Origin of the sequence: Ferrovum myxofaciens (genome assembly GCF_000735045.1) — a bacterium.
Taxonomy (GTDB): domain Bacteria; phylum Pseudomonadota; class Gammaproteobacteria; order Burkholderiales; family Ferrovaceae; genus Ferrovum; species Ferrovum myxofaciens.
In genome coordinates, this window is record NZ_JPOQ01000058.1 from 1 (window position 1) to 16,240 (window position 16,240).

Below are 16,240 nucleotides of genomic sequence, written 5' to 3' on the forward strand. Positions count from 1 at the left end.
GCAGAACACCACCGGGCTCGTCTGAGCCTGGCTGCGGCCTCATCCCAGGCTGGGCTCCGGGTCACAGTGATTTTCCCCTCCCTCCCCCTCCTTCATCCCCCATCCTCCTCCCCATCCCCGCCAAGTACGGCGGCAATGGTGGAACGGGAGAATCCACGGTTGGTCAGATAGCGCATTTGTCGGGCCCGATCTGCGGCTGTTTCAGGGAACTGACCGAATTTCCGCGCCCATACTGCTTGGCCCGCCTTCAACTCATGGGCTCGGGCTTCTTCGAGCAGGGATGCGGCCAAGGCCGCAGGAACCCCTTGTTGCTGAAAATCCTGGCGCAGGCGCAGCACCCCGTGACGCTCTGCGTGTTTTCGCAGCAGAGCCTCCGCTGCCCGCTGATCTGACAAATACCCCTGGCGCTCCAGTTGGTCCAGCAGCGCCTCCAGATCCACGCACGCGGCAACCTCCTGCTTCAGACGCAGCGCCAGTCCGTGCCGGGTATATTCGCGCCGCGCCAGGAGGCGCAGGGCTCGTTCACGCAACGTTGTCACTCTTCCTCAGTTTTTCCCACCGGCATTTCCAGTCCACTGGCAGAACGGATACGGTCCTCGATTTCCTGGGCCAGCGCTGGGCGCTCGCGCAGGTAGAGGCGCGTATTGTCCTTGCCCTGCCCGATCTTCTCCCCTTGATAGGCATACCAGGACCCGGATTTTTCAATTACCTTGGCCATGACCCCCAATTCGATGATTTCTCCCTCCCGTGAAATCCCTTCCCCGTACAGGATGTCGAAATCCGCCACCTTGAAAGGGGGAGCCACCTTGTTCTTGACGACCTTGACCCGCGTCTCGCTGCCAATGATCTCATCCCCTCTCTTGATGGAACCTACGCGCCGGATATCCAGTCGCACTGAGGCATAAAACTTGAGCGCATTTCCCCCTGTGGTAGTTTCCGGATTGCCAAACATAACCCCAATCTTGAGACGGATCTGATTGATGAATACAACCATGGAATTAGACCGTTTGATGTTACCGGTCAACTTGCGCAATGCCTGGGACATGAGACGGGCATGGAGACCCACATGGGAATCCCCCATCTCGCCTTCGATTTCCGCACGGGGGGTCAGAGCGGCCACCGAATCCACCACCACGATATCCACAGACCCGGAACGCACCAGCATGTCCGCGATTTCGAGGGCCTGTTCCCCCGTATCAGGCTGAGAAATGAGCAGATCAGCCACATTGACCCCCAACTTCTGGGCATAGACCGGGTCCAGGGCATGCTCGGCATCGATAAATGCAGCCACCCCTCCCTTTTTCTGCATTTCAGCAATGAAATGCAAGGTCAACGTGGTCTTACCCGAGGATTCAGGCCCATAAATCTCCACGATCCGGCCCCGTGGCAACCCCCCCACACCCAGGGCCATATCAAGCCCGAGAGAACCGGTGGAAATCACCTCGATGTCATTTTCAACACCCCCGGCCCCCAGGCGCATCACTGCTCCTTTACCGAACTGCTTTTCGATCTGGGACAACGCAGCGGCCAACGCTTTGCTCTTATGCTCTTCCATGCCTGTTCCTCACTCTATCATGTGTCCAAGCACTCACTCTAGGCGCATTCCCGGACGAAATACCGTGCAATAAACGGATTCTGTGATGTTCATTCAACACAGGGCCAAAGACTGTAATTATATACAGTTACCCCCGACCGTCAAGGGGCTTCCGCCATTCATGCGAGCGCCGGTTTACAGACCCATTCCCACACGCCCAGCAAACCCTGGGTAATCGCTGCGGTGCGAATGGCGTGCCGGTCCCCCGGAAACCAGAAAGTATCGGTCCGGATCCCTCCCTGCCGTTCCCCCCAGGCCAGACAAACGGTTCCCACCGGCTTATGCGCCGTGCCCCCTCCCGGTCCGGCCACGCCACTCACAGCCACTACAATGTCCGCGCGACTGAGTTTCAGGGCACCTTCCACCATGGCGCAAACCACCGGTTCACTCACCGCACCAAATGCTTCGATGAGTGCCTCAGGGACCCCGAGCAAAGTGACTTTGCTGTGGTTACTGTAAGTCACCCAGGCACGATCGAACCACTGGGAACAGCCGGGAATTTCTGTAACCAGAGCGGCCATCCCCCCGCCGGTACAAGATTCGGCTGTGGCCAAGGTCCAGCCCCGTTGACTCAGGGCATCGCCCACCCGTTGAGCCAGATCTTTGTCCGATTTTCTTGGAAGCGGGTCCGTGGTCTCGAGATCCTGTTCAGAAGTGCCCATGCCATACCCCCTTTATATGCCAGAGTATCCACATTGCCAAAACGGCCGCCAAGGCATCGTCCAGCATGATCCCTACCCCCCCTTTGATTCGTCGATCAACCCAGCCAATCGGAAAAGGCTTCCAGATATCGAACAGACGAAACAACCCAAATCCCAACATCCACCCAAGCCCCGTAGGTGGGGCCAGAAGAAGTACACCTGCACAGGCCACCACTTCATCCCAAACCACCGCCTTGGGATCCTCATCTTCCAGTGCCCGTGCCGTTGCACCACAGGCCCATATACCAAACAGAAACAAACCCGCCAAAAGCGACCATTGTACGCCCCAGGGCAGGGAGCGCAGCAATAAAAAGAGCGGAAAACCAAGCAAACTGCCCACCGTTCCCGGGGCCCAGGGGGACAACCCTGCCCCTCCGCCCAAGGCCACCCAGTGGAGTGGGCTTTCCTTCATGAAACTGGCGGTGGCACGTTTCATGTGGCCCCTGCAAAATGATCATATCCCCGCCAGGAAACTGCCACGGACTGACCCTTCTCATCCTGTATGAACCGTTCCTCCGGAGCAGCGGTCACTCGTCCGATGCGGGTCAGGACCACCGTCCCGGCACGCCCCAACGCTTCCAGTTGGGAACGCCGGGAAGAGGGCGCAGTGAAACATAATTCGTAGTCTTCCCCCCCCTGCAACACCCGGCGCTGCCAGTCCGAATCGGTGGGCCCTGAAGGTTGAGCCGCAGAGGTGGGTATGCGTGCCAACTCCAGTTGGGCACCCACGCCGGAAGCCGTCAGAAGATGCCCCAAATCTGCCAGCAAACCGTCGGAAATATCGATGGCAGCGCTGGCCAAAGGGCGCAGGGCTTGCCCCAGAGCGACCCGTGGAGTCGGACATTCGAAGCGTTCCAGGGCAAAGTCTCGGGCTGCAGGCGCAAGATCCGGGCAACGTCCCAGGCGCCAGTCCAAACCCAGAGCCGCATCGCCCAAGGTACCCGAGACCCAGATATCCTCTCCCCCATGGGCACCACTGCGCCGCAACGCCTGACCGTCCGGAACTTCACCGATGATCGTCACTGCCAGGGCAAGGGGCCCCGCCGTGGTATCTCCGCCAACCCAGTCCACCTCATGGGCATCCAAAATCTTGCGAAAACCCTGGCTGAACGCGGCCACCCAGGATTCCTGGAAGGATGACAGGGTCAACCCCAGCAAAACCCAACGGGGCGTCGCCCCCATGGCGGCCATGTCTGACAGGTTCACAGCTGCTGCTTTTTGTCCCAGGCGGTGGGGATCCATATCCGGAAAAAAGTGTTGCCCCCCCACCAACAGGTCGGTGGAAAGGGCCAATTCATGCGCCATCTGTGGCACGATCAAGGCGGCGTCATCCCCCCCCGCCAACAATGTATGTCGGGTAGGAGGATGGAAATAACGCCGGATCAGTGCAAACTCGCCCGTCATTTCACCACAGTCCCTCAGGAAGTTTTTTGACGCACCGGACGCTGGCGTTCCTCCGGACGTTCCTGCGCCACCAGACGATCCAGCACGCCGTTGACGTATTTATGTCCGTCCGTGCCTCCAAAACGCTTGGCCAAATCGATGGCCTCATTCAAAATGACGCGAAAAGGCGTTTCAGGAAAATGAACCAGTTCATAACTGGCCAGCCACAGGATGGCGTGCTCCACCGGGCTGATCTGCGTCAGGGGCCGGTCGATCAGCACGCTCAGCCGCTGATCCAGGGACTCCCGCTCCGTCATCACTCCTTTCAGCAACTCTTCAAGAAACGCCCGATCTGCGCGCATAAAGTGAGGTTGAGTACCGAGATGATCGATGATGGCTGCCCGTTCGGTGTCTGCCAGTTGCCACTCATAGAGCCCCTGCACCGCCAACTCGCGCGCTTGACGGCGTGCCGATTTCATAGTATTCCCCGCCGGATTTCTTCGAGCAGACGCACCATTTCGATGGCCGCCAAGGCGCAGTCCTGTCCCTTATGTTCGGCCCGGGCAAAGGCCTGAGCATCGTTTTCCGTAGTCAGTACCCCATTGGCAATGGGAATCCCCGTGGCCAGTTGTACGGCCGTAATCCCGGCCGCCGATTCATCCGCCACGATCTTGAAGTGATAGGTATCTCCGCGCACCACGCAACCCAAGGCAATCAAGGCCTGGAAGCGCCCGGTTTCCGCCAGAACCTTGAGAGTCAGGGGCAGTTCCAGGGCACCGGGCACACGCAATACCGGAATATCTTCTTCAGCCACGCCACGCTCCATCAGCGCCTTGCCTGTCGCCGCCAGTAGTTGTTCGCCAATGGCCTCATTGAAGCGGGCCAATACGATGGCAATGCGCAACCCCTTGCCATCACAGGCAATATCCGCCATGCTGGTATTCCAGGGTCTATTCCTCGGGTGTGACATATCCAGTAATCTCCAGTCCAAAACCTGCCATGCTGGGCATTTTGCGTTGGCGGGACAACACTTTCATACGCCCCACCCCCACCGCCCGTAAAATCTGTGCGCCTACCCCATGCAGGCGCGAGTCCCATTTTCGTCCGGGGGAAGGTGCCGATGTGACCTCCGCCGTGGCCCAGGCGATCAGATCCTGAGCATGATCTTCTCCGTGCAACAGTACGATTACGCCGCTCCCCGCCGCCACGATTTTTTTCATGGCGCCCTGTATGCCAAAGGAATGCCGCCCCACCCCGTCATCCAGAACATCTGTCACGGAAAAAGGCTCGTGCACACGCACCAATGTCTCCCGTGCCGCTTCGATATGACCATGCACCAGAGCCAGATGGGTACGATGACCCACCGCATCATAAAATGCCACGACCTCAAAAGCGCCCTGGGGGGTATTCAAGGGCCGCGCCGCCACTCGTTCCACCAGACATTCGGTATGACTGCGGTACCGGATCAGGTCGGCAATCGACCCCACCTTCAGGCCATGCTCGCGGGCAAAGGGGAGGAGGTCGGGAAGACGGGCCATCTCACCGTCCTCCTTGAGGATCTCGCAGATCACCGCCGCCGGTTCCAAACCAGCCAACTGGGCCAAATCGCAGCCTGCCTCGGTATGCCCGGCACGGATCAGAACCCCCCCACGCCGCGCCATCAGCGGAAAAATATGTCCCGGCTGCACCACATCGGCGGGGCGGGCAAAACGAGCCACTGCAGCCTGTACCGTACGCGCCCGATCGGCCGCCGAAATGCCCGTGGTCACCCCCTGTGCCGCCTCAATGGACACGGTAAAGTTGGTGGTGAGGGGAGAACGGTTATCCGTCACCATGAGCGGCAAATTCAATTGTTGGCAGCGGGCCTCTGTCAATGTCAGACAAATCAGCCCACGCCCATAGCGCGCCATGAAGTTGATGGCTTCCGGGGTGACATGATCCGCTGCCAGCACCAGGTCTCCTTCGTTCTCCCGGTCCTCATCATCCACCAGAATAACCATGCGCCCTGCCTGCACTTCGGCGATCAACTCCTCCGTGGGTGCCAGGACTCCCGTCCCCTGTGTCATCAAACTTTCTCCTTCCAAACCCCCCATTCTACTCCAAGGGAGGCGTTCCCGTTCCCTTGTCATCGGACCATTGCCGCGCGCGTTCGGCATAGCGCGCCAGCAAATCCACTTCCAGATTCACCCCGGCACCTTCCACCAAGCCCCCCAAGGTCGTAACCTGCTGGGTATGGGGGATCAGATTGACGGTAAAAAGCGCGCCCTCCACTGCATTCACCGTCAAACTCACCCCCTGTACCGTCACCGATCCCTTGGTCGCAATATAACGGGGCAAATCTCCTGGAGCCTCCACCTGCAAGGTGACACTTTCCCCGCAGGGAGTGAAACTGCGTACCCGACCCACCCCATCCACATGCCCGGTGACCAGATGACCTCCCAGCGCATCACTCAAACGCAAGGCCCGCTCCAGATTGATGCGCCGCCCCAACACCCACCCGGTGGTTCCTTCCAGCGTTACCCGTGAAACCTCCGCCGAAAAGGACTGCGCGCCCAGGGCAATCACGGTCAGACAAACGCCATTGACCGCAATGGACCCGCCCAGGTCAACCCCCTCCAGAGATAAGGTTGCCGTATCGAAGGTCATGCGCATCCCCTCTTCCAGAGGTTCCATACTCACGATCCGTCCCACCGCCTGCACTATTCCGGTAAACATGTCCCACTCCCTCGTACCCGTGCCCGAATCAGCCAATCTCGCCCCAGAACGCGTCGTTCCTCGACCTCCAAAACCTTCCCCTGGGCCAGTGAACTCAACGGTCGGGACCAATTCACCGCCCCCAGGGCCCCCTCACCCAGCAAGAGGGGCGCCTGAAAAATCAATACCTCGTCCACTAACCCTGCTTCCAGCAATGCGCCTGTCAAATGTGGACCGGCCTCCAGCAATACCTCATTCAATTCCAATCCGCCCCATGCCCGTACCAGAGCCCGCAAATCCACTCGCCCCATGCTCGAAACCGGCAAAGGAACCACTTTTCCCCCCGCTGCTTCCAGAGCCCGTTGCCGTTCGGACGGAGCCGGATCGATACAGTAAAACCAGGACTGACCTCCTGTTTTCAGGACCTGGGCCGTAGCGGGAGTCTCCAGACGGGGATCCAGCACCAGACGTTGGGGTTGGCGCGTCGTCTCCACGGCCCGCACCGTCAACGCCGGGTCATCCTGCCTGATCGTACCACCACCGGTTGCCACCGCACAGGAACAGGCTCGCCACCGATGCCCCTCGGTACGCGCCTCCAACCCTGTGATCCATTGGCTGACGCCATTCCCCAGCGCGCTCCTGCCATCCAGGCTGAGCGCCAGCTTGGCCCGAATCCAGGGTCTTCCCTCGGTCATGCGCAACGTAAAACCGGGGTTGAGTTCTGCCGCTGCCCGTGCTTCCACCCCCACTTCCACGTCGATCCCCGCCGCCCGCAAACGGGCCAATCCCTGCCCAGCCACGCGCGGATTGGGGTCCTCCATGGCCACCACCACCCGTGCAATGCCCGCCTCGATGAGCGCATTGGCACAGGGCGGGGTGCGCCCCCTATGACTGCAGGGTTCGAGGGTCACAAAGGCCGTGGCTCCCCGTGCCTGCGCCCCGGCCCCACGCAGGGCATGGACCTCGGCATGGGGTTCTCCGGCCCGCTCATGCCAACCTTCCCCGACGATCCGACCGGACTGCACCAGGACGCAACCCACCCTGGGATTGGGCGTGGTGGTCCAGTTCCCCCGTTGCGCCAGTTCCAGCGCCCGTCGCATGAAATGCACCCGGTCACCGGGGGAATCAGAGGTCACGGATCACGTCCCGGAAATCATCCAGATCCTGAAAACTTCGGTACACCGAGGCAAAGCGCACATAGGCCACCTTGTCGAGGTGACGCAGTTCTTCCATCACCATTTCCCCCACCTGGCGGGAAGTGATCTCCCGTTCTCCCAGCGCCAGCAGATGCTGGCGTATCCGTTCGATGGCCGCATCGACCCGTTCTGCGGGAACCGGTCGTTTATGCAGGGCACGCATGAAACTGACCCGCACCTTGTCGGCCGAATACTCTTCCCGCTGACCATTGGATTTGATCAATTGGGGAAGTCGAATGTCCACCGTCTCATAGGTGGTAAAACGCCGGTTACATCCCACGCAACGCCGACGCCGACGGATACTCTCGCCGGTTTCCGAAATCCTCGAGTCGATGACCTGGGAATCCATGGCACCGCAAAAGGGACATTTCATGGCTTGCCCTATTCCCCTGCCACAGTCATTTCCCCCACCAGGATGGAACCGCAAATCTTGGAACCACGCACCCGCACATCCGTTCCCACCCCCTGAATCGCGCGGAACATTTCCTTGAGGTTCCCGGCAATGGTGATTTCGTGTACGGGATACTGGATCTGGCCCTGTTCCACCCAGAATCCTGCCGCACCCCGCGAATAATCCCCGGTCACCCCGTTCACTCCATGCCCCAGCAATTCGGTGACCAGCACGCCCCGATCCATCTGCCGCAGCAGGTCCTCAAAGCCACCGCCGAAAGGGGTGGCAATCAGGTTATGACTTCCCCCCGCATTGGCAGTGGAGCGCATTCCCAGTTTGCGCGCGGAATAACTGCCCAGAAAATATCCTTCCACGACACCATTATTTACCACCAGACGGGGATGTGTCGCTACCCCTTCATCATCAAAAGGTGCGCTGGCCAACCCTCCCGGCAGATGGGGTTCCTCACGCAGGGAAAACCGTTCGTCAAAGACTCTTTGCCCCAGACTGTCGGGCAAAAAACTGGTGCCCCGATAGAGTGACCCGCCACTCACTGCCCCAACAAAATGTCCGATCAGTCCGGAGGCCAGGGAAGCCTCGAAAAGCACCGGCACCTGCCGCGTGGACAGACGACGGGCTTCGAGGCGGCGCAGCGTACGCTCTGCCGCCTGTCGCCCCACCTGTTCCGGGGACTCCAGTTGGTCCGGATGACGCGACGTGCTGTACCAGTAATCGCGCTGCATATCCTGATCTTTACCGGCAATGACGGCGCAACTCAGATTGTGGCTGGACCCGGCATACCCTCCCATGAATCCCAGGGTATTGCCATAAAAAAAGTGGGAGTTCTGGGTATGCACCGTGGCCCCTTCCGAATTATTCAGACGCCGGTCCTGAGCAAGGGCCGCCGATTCGCAGCGGCGCGCCCAGTCGATGCCCTGTTCCACGCTCAGATCCCAGGGACGGAACAGGCCGAGATCGGGCCAGGGTGCCTGAGCCAGCAAGGCAGGGTCGGCCAACCCCGCAAAGGGATCCAGCGCCGTATGACGGGCAATGGCCACCGCCTTGTCCACGGTACTGCGCAAGGCCGCCGCCGAAAAATCCGAGGTACTGGCCTGTCCCCGCTGTGGCCCGAAATACACCGTCACCCCAAGATCCTTGTCACGGTTGTATTCGATGGTTTCCACTTCCCCCAGGCGCACCGTGACGCCCAGGCCGACTCCTTCGCTCACTTCCACTTCCACTGCGCTGGCCCCGGCCTGGCAGGCCTGCTGAAGCGCCGTCTGGACCAGAGATTGAAAATACTCCTGAGAATAATGAAAAGGTGAATGATCCGACACAATAGAGATTCCTTTGCATATAATTCCGGTATCATAGCAACATTGATGGAATTCTGGAAAACCGTGCACTCCGAAGAACTGCTCAGCAAAACCCAACGCAAACGCGACATGGAAGCCCTGCAGGCCTTGGGAGAAGCACTGGTGGCTCTGAAGCCCCCCCAACTGCGCACCCTCGACCTGCCCGATCCTTTGCTTCAGGCCATTCTGGACGCCAAAACCATTCATGCCCATGGCGGACTGAGACGTCAGTTTCAATACATCGGCAAACTCATGCGCCACGTGGACCCTGCCCCTATCCGGGAATATCTGGATCGCCTGAATGGTCATTCCCATGCTGCCACCGCAGCCATGCACCGCACCGAGCGATGGCGCGAACGCATGATGGAGGATGTTTCCCTGGTGGATCTGTTTGCGCGCGATTACCCCGCGGTGGATCGTCAACATTTGCGCCAGCAGGTGCTGGCGGCTCAACGGGAGCGCATCCTGCACAAGCCCCCCCGCCATTTTCGCGCGTTGTTCCACACCCTGGCGCCCTTTCTGGAGGCTGTCTCGCCCGTATCCCATGAAGAATCCGACCTCTGACCGTTTTTGGGACACCCCACCGGTGGTGCTCGACCCCTTGGTTCCTGCCCGTGCCACCCTGTTCTGGCTACATGGCCTGGGGGCCGATGGAAATGATTTCGTGACCGTAGCCGAAACCCTGACGCTGACTCATCCCGCCCTCCGTCACATCCTGCCCCATGCCCCGCGCCGCCCTCTCACCTTGAATCAGGGAATGGTCATGCGTGCCTGGTATGATATCGCCCTGGAGGGCGAACGCTGGGTGCCCAACGATGATGATCTGCGGGTCTCCTGTGCCGCTGTCCAGCATCTCATTGAAAACGAAGTGCAGCGCGGGATCCCTGCCCGAAACATTTTCATTGCCGGTTTCTCCCAAGGCGGCGCCGTCGCGCTCACCGCCGGCACACGCATGCCCGTGCCCCTGGGAGGCGTACTGGCACTTTCCACCTATCTTCCCCTGAGCCACGAACTGGCCCAACGAGCCCATCCGGCTAACCGCACCTTGCCCATTTTCATGGCCCACGGCACCCAGGATCCGGTTATTCCCTGGGCACAGGGCAACCAGTCGCGCCAATTCCTGGAAAGTGCAGGCTACCCCCTGACCTGGCACAGTTACCCCATGCCACACAGTGTCTGCGGGGAGGAGATTCACGACATGACCACCTGGCTCACCCCACACCTCTCCAAAAACCCCTGATCCATCGCGCTTCTTCACTGCTGTCCCAGTACCCCCGTGGGCATACTGGGAAGGTATGCGACTCCTTCTCTGTGCCTGGATCCTGGGCATCCTGGTACTTCAGGCTGCCCCCCGTCTCGTACCGTTGTCCGCGCTCGAGGGCGCGAGCCTGGTCTGGGCCCTCGGCGTGGGCGCGCTACGACATTGGCCGCGGGGACGCTCCATGCTCCTGTTTCTCGCCTTGTTTCTGGGGGGGCTCGTCATGGCCAATGAACGGGCTCGCCTGCGCATGGCACACCGCCTGCCGCCCCGCTGGGAACATCAAAACCTCACGCTGACGGGCACCCTCATTAGTTTGCCGGAAGGCCGCGCCGGCGCGCTTCACTTCAAGGTGGCCGCAGACCCGGGGTCCCTTCTGTTCCCCGCCGAAGTCGCACTGTCCGAATTCGCGCTCCCCCTCCATGACGCACCGGCAGAACTGCATCCAGGGCAACGCTGGCGTTGGCAGTGTCGCGTCAAAAGTCCCCACGGCCAGGTCAACCCCGGCGGATTCGACAGTGCCACCTGGGCGTGGAGTGAGGGCATACTGACCCAAGGCAGCATCGACCGGCGTACCCCACCCGTGTTCCTGGGGTGGTCCCATCCCGGCGGAATCAGGGGCCTTCATTTGTTCATAGAAGCCCAACGGGATCTCCTGCGTCAACGTTTGCGTCGCCAACTGAAGGACCAACCCTGGGGCCCGGTGCTGATCGCTTTGGTCATTGGTGACCAATCGACCATTTCCCCTGCGGATTGGCAATTGTTCTGGGCAACGGGGGTCGGCCATTTGATCAGCATCTCCGGATTGCATATCACGATGCTGGCGGGCCTCGTCGCCAAAGTCACCGGTCTTCTGTCCCCTTCCCTACGCATCCGCTGGCTGGCCGGGTGGCTGGGTGCCAGTGCCTATGCCCTGATTGCCGGATTTTCCCTTCCCACCCAGCGTACCCTGGCCATGATCACCGTCCTCACCCTCGCCCGTTTTCAGAAACGGCCACTGCCCCCTTCCACTCTCCTTCTCCTGGCCGCTGCCCTGACCTTGACCGGCGACCCCTTTGCCTCCCTCTCCCCCAGTTTCTGGCTTTCCTTTGGTGCCGTGTCCTGGATGGTTTATGCAGGTGCACACCAAACCGGGCGGTTACCTTTCTGGAAACAGGAAATCCACAGTCAATGGGCCGCCACCTGGGCCATGGTGCCCCTGCTGATCTGGCTGTTTGGGCAGGTTTCCTGGATCTCGCCCCTGGCCAATGCCTTTGCCATACCTCTGGTCAGCCTGGGCGTGGTTCCCCTGGCCTTGCTGGGACTGATCCCCGGACTGGGCTTCTGTCTGAGGATGGCCCATGCGCTCATGACGGGCACGGCCTGGGGACTGGACTGGTTGGTCCGCCACAGTGGTCCTCCGCTGGCTCTGCCTACCCCCACCCTGCCCGTTCTCATCGTCGCCACGCTGGGCGTGGGTTTCCTGCTGGCACCGCGGGGTATTCCAGGGCGTTGGGCCGGTTGCCTGGGACTGCTGGGACTGGTTGTCTCACCTCTGCCTCGCCCCGATCCGGGGGGACTATGGCTGGATCTGCTGGATGTGGGGCAAGGCCTGGCGGTGGTGCTGCGCACTGCCCGACATACCCTCGTAGTTGATACGGGACCGCGCGTCAGTTCCGAACAGGATGCCGGAGAACGGGTAGTGATCCCTGCCCTGCGCAGTTTTGGCGTTCGGCAACTGGACGGCCTGCTTCTCAGTCACGGTGACCTCGACCATAGCGGTGGATTGCATTCCCTGGTCAGCGCCTATCCCGTACCCTGGATCCTATCCCCCCTGCCTGCATCTCATCCCTTGTTGCACGGTATTCCGCATACACGGACGTGCGTGGCCGGAATGCACTGGAACTGGGAGGGGGTGGATTTTGAGATTCTGTATCCTGACCCTGAAGACCTGTCCGACCCCACCCTCAAGAGCAATGATCGAGCCTGCGTGTTACGCCTCACGGTGGGGAGGCTCCATGTCCTCCTCCCCGCCGATATCGAAGCACGCAGTGAACAGGCCTTGCTGGAGCGCAGCCCGGAGAAATTGCAGGCGGACGTCCTGATCGTGCCTCATCATGGCAGCAAGACCTCTTCGACTCCGGCTTTCCTGCAGGCCGTTGCCCCACGCTGGAGTCTATTCTCCGTTGGAGACCATAACCGTTTCAAGCATCCCAACCCCGTGGTCTGGATGCGTTATGGAGAGGCGCACAGCGAGCGTCTGCGCACCGACCAATGCGGGGCTCTGGAACTGCATATGGCAGATCACCAAATCCAGGGAACCGTCCTGCGGGCGGTTTTTCCCCATTACTGGGAATCTCGCTGTCCAGAGACCGAACCCAAAGCACCCCCCCTTGAAGGACCTCACTGAAACGCCCATAATGAAAAGATGAATTCCATTTTTTCGATTCTGCCATGGTAGCGCGCACCGACGCTGGCCCCCTGAGTTCGGCCCACGGATTGTCCGGACTGGGCCTCCATGCGCGTTATCAACTGACAGAATCCTCTCTGATTGCCCAACTTTTTCAACTCATTACGGCGCAGGATCCTGCCGATGAAGAGGGCCAATGGGCGCTTCAGCGCGCCCTCACCAGCGCCCGTCTGCTGAGTGATCTGGAAGCTCATCCGGCGTGCATCGTGGTGGCCCTGCTGCGCGCTCTGCCCTGGTCACGACAAGAAACCCTGCCTGCTCGCCTGGATCTGGACCCGGAAGTCTGGACCCTGACTCAAGAACTGCACCGCCTGGATCACATCGTCAACACCCTGGACATTCAGGATCATCCAAAATCTTCCCACGAAGAACATATCGAAGGGATCCGAAAATTATTGCTGACCCTGGTCCAGGATATCCGGGTGGTGCTCATTGCCCTGGCCGAAAGAGTTTGGTTGATGCGCCGATCCACCTCGCTGGACGAACCCACCCAACGTCAACTGGCCCGTCAGACCCTCGACCTCTACACCCCTCTGGCCAATCGTCTGGGAGTCTGGTTCCTTAAATGGGAATTGGAAGATCTTTCCCTGCGCGCCCTCGAACCAGAGACTTACAAGACCATCGCGCACCAACTGGACGAACGGTTCATCCAGCGCGAACAGTACATTACCCAGTTGATCCGGACATTACAGGACCTCCTGCAGGAAAATGGCCTGGTGGCCACCGTGACCGGACGTCCCAAACATATCTTCAGCATCGTCAAGAAGATGCGTGCCAAGAACCTGTCCCTGGAACGAGTCTACGACATTCGCGCCGTGCGGATCATCGTGGATACCCTTCCCGAGTGTTATACCGTCCTCGGCTTGGTCCACCAGCGATGGGTGCCTGTTGCGGGCGAATTTGACGACTACATTGCCCGCCCCAAAGGCAACCAGTACCGTTCCCTCCATACTGCTGTCTATGGTCCGGAAAACAAGATCGTGGAAGTTCAGATCCGTACCCACGAAATGCACCGCGATTCGGAATTGGGCATTGCCTCCCATTGGCGCTACAAGGAAGGCGCGCGGGCAGACCGTTCCTTCGAAGAACGGGTGGTCTGGTTACGTCAGATGCTGGATTGGCAACGGGAAGCCGCCCTGAATACCGGCACTTCCCTACCTCCGGGAGATGAAACTCTCTTCGTGTTTACGCCCCAGGGACGCATCATCGACCTGCCCCAGGGAGCAACCCCCATCGACTTTGCCTATCACGTCCATTCGGAGTTGGGTCATCGATGCCGGGGGGCCAAGGTGGATGGCCGCATGACGCCCCTCAACCAACCTCTGAACAACGGGCAACGGGTGGAAATACTGACGGTGCGGCAAGGGGGTCCGAGCCGCGACTGGCTGAACCCTGCCTATGGGTATCTCAAAACCCATCGAGCTCAAGCCAAGGTACGTCAATGGTTCAAATTACAACATTGGGAGGAAGACCTCAGTCATGGGCGGACCCTCCTCGACAAGTGGATGGCGCGCACGGGCCAAACCGCTCTTTCCCAGGAACAGTTGGCCAATCAGGTCGGCTATGCCCGAACGGAAGATTTTCTGGTGGCCCTTGCCCGCAACGAGGTCACCCTGCGCCAACTGGACAATCTTCTCGCGCCGCCCGTGTCGCCACAGGAAATCAAACTCCCTCTGACCACGCCCGGCCCTTCCGGTGGCGACCAGGGGGTGCTGGTGGTCGGTGTGTCCCAGATCGCCACGAGCATCGCCAAATGCTGCAAGCCCGTCCCCCCCGAACCCATCCTGGGATTCGTCACGCGCGGACGGGGGGTCAGCATTCACCGCGCCAATTGCCGCAGCCTGGCTGCCCTTACCCATCAGCAATGGCAACGTCTGATTCCCGTAACCTGGGGAGAAAACACCCCAGCTCAACCTTTTACCACGGATATCGGAGTCCTGAGCCAGGACCGGCAGGGACTCCTGCGCGATATCTCCGAAGCCTTAACCCGTGAAAAAGTCAATGTCATCGGTGTCAACACCCACACCCATGGGACGCAGGCACGCATGCGCTTCACCGTTCAGATCGACAGTCTGGAACAGTTGGCCCGTACGCTCAAAACCTTGCAAGACATCCCCGACGTCACGGCTGCCTGGCGTACCTGACCCCGCTCAAAGAGCCCTCAAGACTCCATCTTCCAAGCGGTAACGCCGATCCATACGATCCGCCAGTTCCAGATCATGGGTCGCCATAACCAACCCCGCTCCCTGGCGGCGGTTGAGGCTCAGGATCAGTTCAAAAACGTGCCATGCTGTCTGACGATCCAGATTTCCGGTGGGTTCATCCGCCAGCACGAGGGAAGGCCGGGTCACCAAGGCACGGGCCACCGCCGCTCGTTGCCGCTCTCCGCCAGAGAGTTCACCCGGACGATGGTGCAAACGCTGCCCCAGGCCCACTGCTTCCAACATTTCCGTTGCCCTCTGGCAGGCTAAAACAGAATCGATGCGCGCAATGGACAGCGGCAACATGACGTTTTCCAGGGCAGAGAATTCGGCCAACAGGTGGTGGAACTGATACACAAACCCCAGGTGGCGATTCCGTAAACGCCCGATCTGACGGTCACTCAAACCAGTCAAATTTTGTCCGCACAGGGAGACTTGCCCCTCATTGGGGCGATCCAACCCGCCCAGCACATGGAGCAGGGTACTTTTTCCGCTGCCGGAAGCCCCCAGAATGGCAATCTGTTCTCCTTTCTGAACTTCCAGATCGAGACCACGCAGAACCGGAACTTCATCGGCAGCCAAAGTGAAATGCCGGGTTACGCCTTGGCACCGCAGGAGCATCTCACTCATAACGCAAAGCCTCAGCCGGTTGAACCCGCGCTGCCCGCCAACTGGGGTAGAGAGTCGCCAGCAGGGTCAGGATCAGCGCGGTGATCGCAATACTCAGCACATCGCCCTGTTGCAGGTCGGAGGGCAGTTCGGAAATAAAATAGATCTGGGGAGAAAGAAAATGCACGCCCAGAACTTTTTCGATGAAGGGCACGATGAACCGAATATTGAGGGCCGTCACCACACCCAATCCCACGCCAATGCCCATGCCGATCACGCCGATCAAAGCCCCCTGAATCATGAAAATCACCAGAATACTGGCGGGCGAGGCCCCCAGGGTACGCAGAATCGCAATATCGGCCTGCTTGTCCGTTACCACCATGACCAGAGTAGACACAATGTTGAAGGC

The 16,240-nt window shown here is 60.0% G+C and carries 18 protein-coding genes; 4 read left to right on the plus strand and 14 right to left on the minus strand.

What is annotated here, in order from left to right; translation table 11 throughout:
• Nucleotides 1-92: 92 nt before the first annotated feature.
• From recX to pmbA, 12 genes are all read right to left on the minus strand, one after another.
• Nucleotides 93-539 (minus strand): recombination regulator RecX, encoded by a 447-nt coding sequence (recX, locus tag IV91_RS0107995; protein ID WP_051862345.1) that lies wholly within the window; start codon nucleotides 537-539, stop codon nucleotides 93-95.
• Entirely contained in the window at nucleotides 536-1,555 is a 1,020-nt protein-coding gene (gene recA, locus IV91_RS0108000) for a recombinase RecA (protein ID WP_031597444.1), read from the minus strand. The genes recX and recA overlap by 4 nt, the downstream gene beginning before the upstream one ends.
• A gap of 158 nt (nucleotides 1,556-1,713) precedes the next feature.
• On the minus strand, nucleotides 1,714-2,256 hold the full coding sequence (locus IV91_RS0108005) for a CinA family protein (RefSeq protein ID WP_051862346.1): 543 nt from the start codon (nucleotides 2,254-2,256) through the stop codon (nucleotides 1,714-1,716).
• Nucleotides 2,243-2,731: a phosphatidylglycerophosphatase A family protein gene (locus tag IV91_RS0108010; RefSeq protein WP_051862347.1), complete on the minus strand. Its 489-nt coding sequence runs from the start codon at nucleotides 2,729-2,731 to the stop codon at nucleotides 2,243-2,245. Before IV91_RS0108010 ends, IV91_RS0108005 begins: the two co-directional genes overlap by 14 nt.
• Nucleotides 2,728-3,699, minus strand: coding sequence for a thiamine-phosphate kinase (gene thiL, locus IV91_RS0108015; RefSeq protein WP_031597448.1), 972 nt, complete (start codon nucleotides 3,697-3,699; stop codon nucleotides 2,728-2,730). The genes IV91_RS0108010 and thiL overlap by 4 nt, the downstream gene beginning before the upstream one ends.
• 14 nt (nucleotides 3,700-3,713) lie before the next feature.
• Entirely contained in the window at nucleotides 3,714-4,157 is a 444-nt protein-coding gene (nusB, locus tag IV91_RS0108020) for a transcription antitermination factor NusB (protein ID WP_031597449.1), read from the minus strand.
• The gene (gene ribH, locus IV91_RS0108025) at nucleotides 4,154-4,612 is read right to left on the minus strand and encodes a 6,7-dimethyl-8-ribityllumazine synthase (RefSeq protein WP_031597450.1); all 459 of its coding nucleotides are present in this window, start codon (nucleotides 4,610-4,612) and stop codon (nucleotides 4,154-4,156) included. The genes nusB and ribH overlap by 4 nt, the downstream gene beginning before the upstream one ends.
• A gap of 16 nt (nucleotides 4,613-4,628) precedes the next feature.
• Nucleotides 4,629-5,744 (minus strand): bifunctional 3,4-dihydroxy-2-butanone-4-phosphate synthase/GTP cyclohydrolase II, encoded by a 1,116-nt coding sequence (gene ribBA / locus IV91_RS0108030; RefSeq protein WP_031597451.1) that lies wholly within the window; start codon nucleotides 5,742-5,744, stop codon nucleotides 4,629-4,631.
• A gap of 28 nt (nucleotides 5,745-5,772) precedes the next feature.
• Nucleotides 5,773-6,393, minus strand: coding sequence for a riboflavin synthase (locus IV91_RS0108035; protein ID WP_031597452.1), 621 nt, complete (start codon nucleotides 6,391-6,393; stop codon nucleotides 5,773-5,775).
• Entirely contained in the window at nucleotides 6,378-7,508 is a 1,131-nt protein-coding gene (ribD, locus tag IV91_RS0108040; RefSeq protein ID WP_197456364.1) for a bifunctional diaminohydroxyphosphoribosylaminopyrimidine deaminase/5-amino-6-(5-phosphoribosylamino)uracil reductase RibD, read from the minus strand. Before ribD ends, IV91_RS0108035 begins: the two co-directional genes overlap by 16 nt.
• Nucleotides 7,498-7,941 carry a transcriptional regulator NrdR gene (gene nrdR, locus IV91_RS0108045; protein ID WP_031597454.1) on the minus strand — a complete coding sequence of 148 codons (444 nt, stop codon included), beginning with the start codon at nucleotides 7,939-7,941 and terminating at the stop codon, nucleotides 7,498-7,500. Before nrdR ends, ribD begins: the two co-directional genes overlap by 11 nt.
• An 8-nt stretch (nucleotides 7,942-7,949) precedes the next feature.
• Nucleotides 7,950-9,299, minus strand: a complete 1,350-nt coding sequence (gene pmbA / locus IV91_RS0108050; protein ID WP_031597455.1) for a metalloprotease PmbA — start codon at nucleotides 9,297-9,299, stop codon at nucleotides 7,950-7,952.
• Nucleotides 9,300-9,341: 42 nt separating this feature from the next.
• Here pmbA and yjgA point away from each other — a divergent pair, with 42 nt between their 5' ends.
• From yjgA to IV91_RS0108070, 4 genes are read left to right on the plus strand one after another with little or no spacing between them, the layout of a single operon-like run.
• Nucleotides 9,342-9,878 carry a ribosome biogenesis factor YjgA gene (yjgA, locus tag IV91_RS0108055; protein WP_160171548.1) on the plus strand — a complete coding sequence of 179 codons (537 nt, stop codon included), beginning with the start codon at nucleotides 9,342-9,344 and terminating at the stop codon, nucleotides 9,876-9,878.
• Complete coding sequence (locus IV91_RS0108060) at nucleotides 9,859-10,554, plus strand: alpha/beta hydrolase (RefSeq protein ID WP_051862350.1); 696 nt, start codon at nucleotides 9,859-9,861, stop codon at nucleotides 10,552-10,554. The genes yjgA and IV91_RS0108060 overlap by 20 nt, the downstream gene beginning before the upstream one ends.
• 55 nt (nucleotides 10,555-10,609) lie before the next feature.
• Nucleotides 10,610-12,961, plus strand: coding sequence for a DNA internalization-related competence protein ComEC/Rec2 (locus tag IV91_RS0108065; protein WP_051862352.1), 2,352 nt, complete (start codon nucleotides 10,610-10,612; stop codon nucleotides 12,959-12,961).
• A 44-nt stretch (nucleotides 12,962-13,005) separates the two neighbouring features.
• The gene (locus tag IV91_RS0108070; RefSeq protein WP_051862354.1) at nucleotides 13,006-15,165 is read left to right on the plus strand and encodes a RelA/SpoT family protein; all 2,160 of its coding nucleotides are present in this window, start codon (nucleotides 13,006-13,008) and stop codon (nucleotides 15,163-15,165) included.
• 6 nt (nucleotides 15,166-15,171) lie between these two features.
• On the opposite strand, the gene IV91_RS0108075 is transcribed toward IV91_RS0108070, so the two are convergent.
• Both IV91_RS0108075 and IV91_RS0108080 read right to left on the minus strand, forming a co-directional pair.
• Nucleotides 15,172-15,852 (minus strand): ABC transporter ATP-binding protein, encoded by a 681-nt coding sequence (locus IV91_RS0108075; protein ID WP_031597462.1) that lies wholly within the window; start codon nucleotides 15,850-15,852, stop codon nucleotides 15,172-15,174.
• Nucleotides 15,845-16,240, minus strand: a 396-nt coding sequence (locus IV91_RS0108080; RefSeq protein WP_150112428.1) for an FtsX-like permease family protein, incomplete at its 5' end; no start/stop codon positions are given. The genes IV91_RS0108075 and IV91_RS0108080, both read right to left, overlap by 8 nt.

What these genes read in the sequence shown, in the direction of transcription:
- IV91_RS0108070 (WP_051862354.1), top strand. Translation starts at nt 13,006, where the DNA reads ATGGTAGCGCGCACCGACGCTGGCCCCCTGAGTTCGGCCCACGGATTG.
- nusB (WP_031597449.1), bottom strand. Translation starts at nt 4,157, where the DNA reads ATGAAATCGGCACGCCGTCAAGCGCGCGAGTTGGCGGTGCAGGGGCTC.
- IV91_RS0108010 (WP_051862347.1), bottom strand. Translation starts at nt 2,731, where the DNA reads ATGAAACGTGCCACCGCCAGTTTCATGAAGGAAAGCCCACTCCACTGG.
- IV91_RS0108035 (WP_031597452.1), bottom strand. Translation starts at nt 6,393, where the DNA reads ATGTTTACCGGAATAGTGCAGGCGGTGGGACGGATCGTGAGTATGGAA.
- ribH (WP_031597450.1), bottom strand. Translation starts at nt 4,612, where the DNA reads ATGGCGGATATTGCCTGTGATGGCAAGGGGTTGCGCATTGCCATCGTA.
- IV91_RS0108005 (WP_051862346.1), bottom strand. Translation starts at nt 2,256, where the DNA reads ATGGGCACTTCTGAACAGGATCTCGAGACCACGGACCCGCTTCCAAGA.
- IV91_RS0108060 (WP_051862350.1), top strand. Translation starts at nt 9,859, where the DNA reads ATGAAGAATCCGACCTCTGACCGTTTTTGGGACACCCCACCGGTGGTG.
- thiL (WP_031597448.1), bottom strand. Translation starts at nt 3,699, where the DNA reads ATGACGGGCGAGTTTGCACTGATCCGGCGTTATTTCCATCCTCCTACC.
- nrdR (WP_031597454.1), bottom strand. Translation starts at nt 7,941, where the DNA reads ATGAAATGTCCCTTTTGCGGTGCCATGGATTCCCAGGTCATCGACTCG.
- recA (WP_031597444.1), bottom strand. Translation starts at nt 1,555, where the DNA reads ATGGAAGAGCATAAGAGCAAAGCGTTGGCCGCTGCGTTGTCCCAGATC.
- yjgA (WP_160171548.1), top strand. Translation starts at nt 9,342, where the DNA reads ATGGAATTCTGGAAAACCGTGCACTCCGAAGAACTGCTCAGCAAAACC.
- IV91_RS0108065 (WP_051862352.1), top strand. Translation starts at nt 10,610, where the DNA reads ATGCGACTCCTTCTCTGTGCCTGGATCCTGGGCATCCTGGTACTTCAG.
- IV91_RS0108075 (WP_031597462.1), bottom strand. Translation starts at nt 15,852, where the DNA reads ATGAGTGAGATGCTCCTGCGGTGCCAAGGCGTAACCCGGCATTTCACT.
- ribBA (WP_031597451.1), bottom strand. Translation starts at nt 5,744, where the DNA reads ATGACACAGGGGACGGGAGTCCTGGCACCCACGGAGGAGTTGATCGCC.